The organism is Pseudomonas sp. SF2 (genome assembly GCF_036858055.1).
In the GTDB taxonomy this organism is placed as follows: Bacteria; Pseudomonadota; Gammaproteobacteria; order Pseudomonadales; family Pseudomonadaceae; genus Aquipseudomonas.
The window spans coordinates 39,594-41,334 of sequence record NZ_JAMBDI010000053.1 but is presented as its reverse complement, the minus strand read 5'-3'; the positions used below and the strand labels follow the sequence as shown (position 1 = coordinate 41,334).

The window sequence follows — 1,741 nt, the reverse complement described above, 5'->3', positions numbered from 1 at the left end:
AACTGACCACCACCGCGCGAGCTAAACCCAACTTTCTCGGGTTACTCACGTCGGGCGGTGGCGGTGGATTGAATGCGGGAATGCTGTGGTTCAACGTGATTTCGCTCAAGACCGCCTACCACAGCCTGCAGCAGAGCGATGCACCGGAATACACCATGGGGTTCGCTTCATCGATTTTCGGGGTGATCGGTGCGGCGGCGGCGACATTGGTCAGCGTGCGGGCAACGCAAAAAGCCGCAACAATGAAGTTAAGTTTTACGGCTCCTGGCTTCGCGTTTGGCAATGGAATTATAAGGCACTTAGGAAGCAATATATTCGCACGCACCTCTGGCTACCCCGCAATTATACTAGGATTAACTTCAGACATATTAAAAGGATATCGACAGTCACAAAACGGCAGCGCCATATCAGGTGCTTATACTGCTGCTGGTGGATTCACATCTGCCGCAGGGGCCGCTCTTATGTTAGAAGCTAGCCTCGCCATCGCTGGCCCAACGTTTTTAATTCCCTTTGCGGGTTGGGCTGCAGCAAGCCTGGTGCTTGTCGGTGCCACCGTGCTTGCCGGGGGGGGGTTACCTACACTCCAAAGCGCATGAGCGCCTCCATAGTCCGATAGAACTATGGGCCAGCAGAAGTATTTTTGGCACAAAAGAAAACGATGGAGAGGTCCGCTCCGATATGAAGTTAGACTACCAAGGTTTTCTCCCAGGCTTCGCCACTATCAATGAAGAGCTTGAATCCTGGCATGCTCAAGTTTACACCCCCATTGCACTGACGGCTGAACAAACAGCACTCCTGAATCTTGAAGGGCTTACCACAGAATTGAGTTCAGACAATCACTGGCCAACACCTGATTGGGCAACAATCATCCATAGTCATGTAAACGAAGGCATGAACACTATAGAGTTCACCGTACTTCTGAAAGACTTCCTTATAGGGCAAAGCCAATGGCGCGGCACCTTGAAAGCCTTTGACTTCGGACACACTTCAATCCCATTACAAGCGGAGCCGACCTGCCACTTAACTACCGCAGGACTTATTTTACATTACAAGATCGATAGAACCAAAACAAAAAGCGCCACACTATCAATAAAGTACCACCCAAATCAAGGCTTATCCCCCAACGCTCATTCAACCTCAAGCCTATATATCGAGATATAACACCATGACAACAACATGGCTATTTAGCCCACGCAAAAAAACTGATATAAGTCCAAAAATCCACGGACAGATTTCTAATTTAACCGACACACTAGCACAATTGAGAAACCCATGGATTTCCGATTCAGTTTTTATGGCCAAGATGTATACCGCTACAATTTTAACCATAGCGCTTGTATCCTACGTAGGATTCATGAAGTACCCGATCAATTACGAACTGGAAGGTGCACCTGCACTTATTGCAATACAACTACTTGGGCCATTTATTTTTACACCATTCTTAGCCTACCGAATCTTTTTCATAAAAAATCTTTCTGACATATGCTTCAATAGATCCACCAAGAAAATCTATTACAAACGAATAAATAAACTCATAGTCTTTGATTGGAATAACACCGGAGGTGGTGTATTCAAACGCACCGAATTCGGTGGCTCTTCTTTCAGCACTAGCTATGCCCTCGCTTTCGCCCCTCGCCGAGAGGACGGCAGCCTCCACCAAAAGGATTGCCTCTGGGTCGACAGCAACGAACCCACCGAACCCGGCGTCAAGCACGTCGCCGAAGTCTGGGAATACCTCCGC

General features: G+C 48.1%; 1 protein-coding gene and 2 pseudogenes. All 3 read left to right on the top strand.

The window, feature by feature from the left end; all coding sequences use genetic code 11:
* Positions 1–596 (top strand): annotated as a pseudogene (locus M2S36_RS23355) (hypothetical protein); the annotation flags it as partial.
* 82 nt (positions 597–678) lie between these two features.
* Positions 679–1,161, top strand: coding sequence for a hypothetical protein (locus tag M2S36_RS23350; protein WP_333957936.1), 483 nt, complete (start codon positions 679–681; stop codon positions 1,159–1,161).
* 4 nt (positions 1,162–1,165) lie between these two features.
* Positions 1,166–1,741, top strand: a pseudogene (locus tag M2S36_RS23345) (hypothetical protein); the annotation flags it as partial.

What these genes read in the sequence shown, in the direction of transcription:
- M2S36_RS23350 (WP_333957936.1), top strand. Translation starts at nt 679, where the DNA reads ATGAAGTTAGACTACCAAGGTTTTCTCCCAGGCTTCGCCACTATCAAT.